Origin of the sequence: Streptococcus sp. 1343 (genome assembly GCF_013277355.1) — a bacterium.
GTDB lineage: Bacteria > Bacillota > Bacilli > Lactobacillales > Streptococcaceae > Streptococcus > Streptococcus pseudopneumoniae.
The window spans coordinates 1-4,793 of record NZ_VMMT01000092.1; the positions used below are offsets into that span (position 1 = coordinate 1).

Consider the following 4,793-nt stretch of genomic DNA (forward strand, 5'->3'; position numbering starts at 1 on the left):
AACTGGCTTGAAGCCATAAGAAAAAACTCTAATTACAGATAGGAATTAGAGTTCAGCTTACAAGATTAGACCGTTCTTTTCGACATACGAAAAAAACTTTTCACATTTCCCTTCGCCAGTCTTAACTGTATCAGGTTCAATGGGTATCATCTCAGCCTAAAGCACCCCAAATGCCTTTATTATTTAATTATGTGATTATTATAACACACATTTTATACTAGTTCAAGAAATTGAACTGGAAATACAGCCTTGCACTCACAAAGACAGCAGATCTTTCTTTTGCAAAAAACAAATGACCTGTTTGATGAATTAGCCATTCAAGCTGAATCTAGACATAGCTTTTTAAAAAAGGAAAATCCTACTTACTTAGAATCCAAGGATAGATATCTATTGTTCACTCATTTCCCGAACAGTTTTTTCTATATTTTTTGCATACGATATTGCCGAAATGATTGAAACGCCATCCATATTGGTCTTTATAATGTCTTTAATATGTTTCGTCTGTATCCCACCAATTGCAACTAAAGGCATTTGTGGCAATAGTTTTCTCATCAATTCAAGACCTTCATAACCTATAGCACCACCAACATCATCTTTTGACTGGGTATCAAATACAGGCCCAACACCTACATAATCTACATATTCAACTTTTGATTGTTGAAATTCTTCTTCGTTTCTTATAGAAAGACCAATTATTTTATCTGGCATCAATTTTCTAATTTCATCAACACCAAGGTCATCTTGACCTACATGTACGCCATCAGCATCTATTTCCAATGCTAACTCAATATCATCATTAACGATAAATGGAACATTGTATTTTTTACAAAGATCCTGTAGTTTAATTGCTAATTCGACTTTTTCTTTACCTTCTAAGGCTCCCTCCCCTTTTTCTCGAAATTGAAATAAGGTTATACCACCTTTTAAGGCTTCCTCAACGACTCTATATAGATTTTTTCCTTGGCAAGTAGTCGTTCCACAAATAAAATATAGTTTTAGTAATTCTTTATGAAACATCTTACTTCACTCTTTTGAATTCCTTTACATCTTCATCTGTAATCTCGTATAAGGCATTTATAAATTCAACTTTAAATGTCCCAGGAAGATGTCCATTTGGACGTTTTTCTGCTATTTCTCCAGCGATATTGTAAACCAACATTGCTGTTTCTAATGATTTCAATTCTTGACCTTTTTCTAGTCCGATAAAGCTTGCTACTACAGCTCCTAATAAGCATCCTGTCCCAATGACTTTCGGCATCATAGCACTACCATTATGAATCGTTACCACTTCTCCATTAACAGCAATGGCATCCACTTCACCTGTTACTACTATTGGAATATTGAACTTCTCATTTGCTGCTAGAGCAATTTCGTCAATATTATCTACGCCCGCACTATCTACTCCTTTAGATGCCACATCTATTCCTACTAAAGAGGCAATCTCGCCAGCATTTCCTCTAATCGCTGCTAGTTTATAATTGTTGATTAGATCATCTGCTACTTTTTTTCTATATTCTCCTGCTCCACAAGCTACTGGATCTAATACTGCAGGGACATTATATTTTTCAGCAATTTTTAGTGCCTCTTGATACAGCTTCCAATTTTCATCCGTTAAAGTCCCAATGTTAATCAATAATCCTCCAGCATATTTTAATAAATCTTCTAAGTCTGCTGGGTACTCGCTCATAGCTGGTGACGCACCCAGTGCTACTAATCCATTTGCTGTGAAATTTTTTACTACATCATTGGTGATGCAAATGACCAAAGGTGCTTTTTCTTTTAATAATTTTAAACTTGTCATATTGAATTCCTTCCTTTTCACTTTATACGATCTACTGATTTCGATTTATCTCTATCTTTAGTTGAGAATTTTTTTCAGTTACATTGAATGATTTACCTCGTCAAATTTGTCAGTATCCTGAACTTTCTCTAGGCATCATAACCAATGTCAAAAAAGGCTAATTCTAAAGCGACCGCTTGATTCCAGCGTTGCTGAAGTTCTGTCAAATCTTCTCGACCTTTTCCGACACGATTGAGTTCGTCAACCAGAAATTGAACCCACTCTGCAAAGAAAGAACCTCTGTGGAGATTGATCCATTCCGAATGAATATAGGCTTCAGGAAGAGCCAAATCTTTAGAACCCCAGTCTAAATAGAGACCCTCTGCAATGACCAGCATGACCAAAAGATGGGCATAGTCTGATGAAGCCACTGCCGAATACATTAGATCCTGAAAGGCTTTTGTTACAGGGTGCAAGGTCACTTCCAGATAGTCTTTCTCAGATACTTTTAAGTCTTTGAAAGCCTTTTGGAAATAACCATCTTCATCTGCTTCAAGAAAGCCTAATTGCTTGGCAAAACGAAGCTTGGATTCAAGCTGGTCTGCGTGGGCTACGCAAGCACCCAACATGGATAAGAAGGCATCAAAGAAGTGATAATCTTGAATTAGGTAGTCTTTTAAGACCTTAGTCTCAATTGTCCCCGCAAAAAGTTCCTTAACAAAACGATGATTGATTGCAGCCTGCCAATCCTTCTGACTGCTTTTTAATAATTCTCCAACAGTCAAACCTGGCTGAAATGCATAAACCTGTGTTTCCATATTTACTTCTCCTCTCTTTACTTGTTAGTAATTAATAAAACACCAAGAAATACCAAGTAAAATCGTAATTCCACTTGATCCTTTTAAAGAACACCGAGGGCATTTGCAGAGAGCTACCTAAACAAGCCTATCCAGTTTTATATAAACAAAAAAACTCCAATTACAATCAAGAATTAGAGTTGACTTACAAGATTAGATCGTTCATTTCACCATACGAAAAAACTGTTCACATTTCCCTTCGCCAGTCTTAACTGTATCAGGTTCAATGGGTATCATCTCAGCCTAAAGCACCCCAAATGTCTCTATTATTTAATTACTAGACCATTATAACAGAAATTGAAAGCCCTAGCAAGATATTTGACCGAAAAATATCTTTATATAGTTTTTGATAGCGATTTATTCTTCCAATACACGAAGAAAAACCTCCACATTCAGTGGAGGCAATCTCTTTTATCAATACAATTTTAAGTCACGAGGGTTAACTGGGAAGGTTGGGTTGTATGGGTTGTGACGAAGTTTGAAGTGTTTGACATCTTCAATGGTCTGAGTTCCAGACAATTGCATAACTGTCTTCAATTCCGCATTCAAGTGTTCAAAGACTTGACGCACACCAACACTACCACCAAGAGCCAAACCATAAATAGCAGGGCGACCAATAGCTACCAAGTCTGCTCCTGAAGCCAAGGCTTTAAAGACGTGTTGACCACGACGAACACCAGAGTCAAAGACAATTGGCACACGTCTATCAACTGCTTCTGCCACTTCTTGAAGCGAGTCAAAAGCAGCTGGTCCACCGTCGATTTGACGACCACCGTGGTTGGTTACCCAGATACCAGAAGCTCCCGCAGCAAGTGAACGCTCAACGTCCTCACGGCATTGTGGTCCCTTGACATAGACAGGAAGTCCAGAGTATTCAGCGATAAATTCTACATCGCGTGGAGACAAGCGCTGTTTAGCTGATTTGTAAACAAAGTCCATTGATTTACCAGCACCTTCTGGCAGGTATTCTTCAACAATCGGCATGCCAACTGGGAAGACAAAACCATTACGCTTATCCACCTCACGATTGCCCCCTACAGTAGCATCTGCCGTCAAGACAATCGCTTTATAACCTTCAGCCTTCACACGGTCCATGATGTGGCGGTTGATACCGTCATCCTTACTAAAGTAAAATTGGAACCAATGAGGTGTCCCTTGAAGGGCTTCAGAAATCTCTGGAAGGTCAACAGTAGAGTAAGAACTGGTTGTATAAAGAGAACCGAACTCATGCACACCACGCGCAGTCGCCACTTCACCCTGTTCATTCGCTAATTTATGAGCCGCAACAGGCGCCATAATGATTGGTGAGGATAGTTTTTCACCTGCAAATTCAATCTCTGTACTTGGATTTTCAACATCGCAAAGCGTATGTGGAACGATGAGTTTGTGGTTAAAGGCACGGATATTCTCTCTTAAAGTGAAAGTATCTTCTGCCCCACTAGCAATATAGCCAAATGCTGCTTTAGGGATCACTTGTTGCGCCATTGGCTCCAAATCATAGGTATTAATGAAATCTACATGCCCTTCTGCATTGCTTGTTTTGTATGACATAAACTGTCCTCCTTGATTAAGTAAGCGTTTGCTTTTTACTATACATCTATAATAACTCTTTTTTCAATCATTTTCAAGAGTTTTGCTTAAAAACAATCTTATTTTTCATACAATATATTAGCCCTACTTTCCTTAAACTCTAAACTTTAGTCTATATTAGGTGAATCGTTGAGATTTTTTGCTGCCAGGCATTTGAACTACTTTTTTATTTGCTGATTCTATCTACTAATGCTATAAAAAACAAGTGAATAAGACACCAGAACATCCTCTAATAGGGCCTATGGACTTATATCAGTCATTTAGTTTTAAAAAGCGTTCCAACCATTCAAAAATAGTTGGGACTTCCCTTAATAAATCTGTTACTTTCTTTTTCAAGATAGCCCAAGCTTACTCAATAGGATTCAAATCCGGTGAATATGGCGGTAGAGGTAAGAAAAAGTGTTTATCTTGGATGCAGAGTTCATCCAAAATGTTCTTGGGATCAAAACTAGCATTGTCCATGATAATAACATGAGGTGTCTTCAAAGCAGGCAGGAGTTGCGTTTTGAACCACTCCACAAAGAAATCGCTTGTCCTGCTGTTCTTGTAAATCATGGGAGCTATAA

Annotated in this window: 4 protein-coding genes, 1 pseudogene and 2 riboswitches; all 5 genes and pseudogenes read right to left on the reverse strand. The window is 38.0% G+C overall.

Translation table 11 applies throughout. The annotated features are described in order from the left end of the window. Window positions 1–90: 90 nt before the first annotated feature. Window positions 91–179, reverse strand: a riboswitch (TPP riboswitch). Between the two features lie 208 nt (window positions 180–387). Further along, window positions 388–1,017, reverse strand: coding sequence for a thiamine phosphate synthase (gene thiE, locus HT709_RS11220; RefSeq protein ID WP_023935771.1), 630 nt, complete (start codon window positions 1,015–1,017; stop codon window positions 388–390). Between the two features lies 1 nt (window position 1,018). Beyond that, window positions 1,019–1,801: a hydroxyethylthiazole kinase gene (gene thiM / locus HT709_RS11225; RefSeq protein WP_000202469.1), complete on the reverse strand. Its 783-nt coding sequence runs from the start codon at window positions 1,799–1,801 to the stop codon at window positions 1,019–1,021. Window positions 1,802–1,929: 128 nt separating this feature from the next. Then, entirely contained in the window at window positions 1,930–2,598 is a 669-nt protein-coding gene (locus tag HT709_RS11230) for a TenA family protein (protein WP_023935769.1), read from the reverse strand. A gap of 216 nt (window positions 2,599–2,814) precedes the next feature. Further along, a riboswitch (TPP riboswitch) is annotated at window positions 2,815–2,903 on the reverse strand. Window positions 2,904–3,051: 148 nt separating this feature from the next. After that, the gene (gene lctO, locus HT709_RS11235; RefSeq protein ID WP_023935767.1) at window positions 3,052–4,188 is read right to left on the reverse strand and encodes an L-lactate oxidase; all 1,137 of its coding nucleotides are present in this window, start codon (window positions 4,186–4,188) and stop codon (window positions 3,052–3,054) included. Between the two features lie 291 nt (window positions 4,189–4,479). Further along, window positions 4,480–4,793 (reverse strand): annotated as a pseudogene (locus HT709_RS11240) (transposase); the annotation flags it as partial.

What these genes read in the sequence shown, in the direction of transcription:
- thiE (WP_023935771.1), bottom strand. Translation starts at nt 1,017, where the DNA reads ATGTTTCATAAAGAATTACTAAAACTATATTTTATTTGTGGAACGACT.
- thiM (WP_000202469.1), bottom strand. Translation starts at nt 1,801, where the DNA reads ATGACAAGTTTAAAATTATTAAAAGAAAAAGCACCTTTGGTCATTTGC.
- HT709_RS11230 (WP_023935769.1), bottom strand. Translation starts at nt 2,598, where the DNA reads ATGGAAACACAGGTTTATGCATTTCAGCCAGGTTTGACTGTTGGAGAA.
- lctO (WP_023935767.1), bottom strand. Translation starts at nt 4,188, where the DNA reads ATGTCATACAAAACAAGCAATGCAGAAGGGCATGTAGATTTCATTAAT.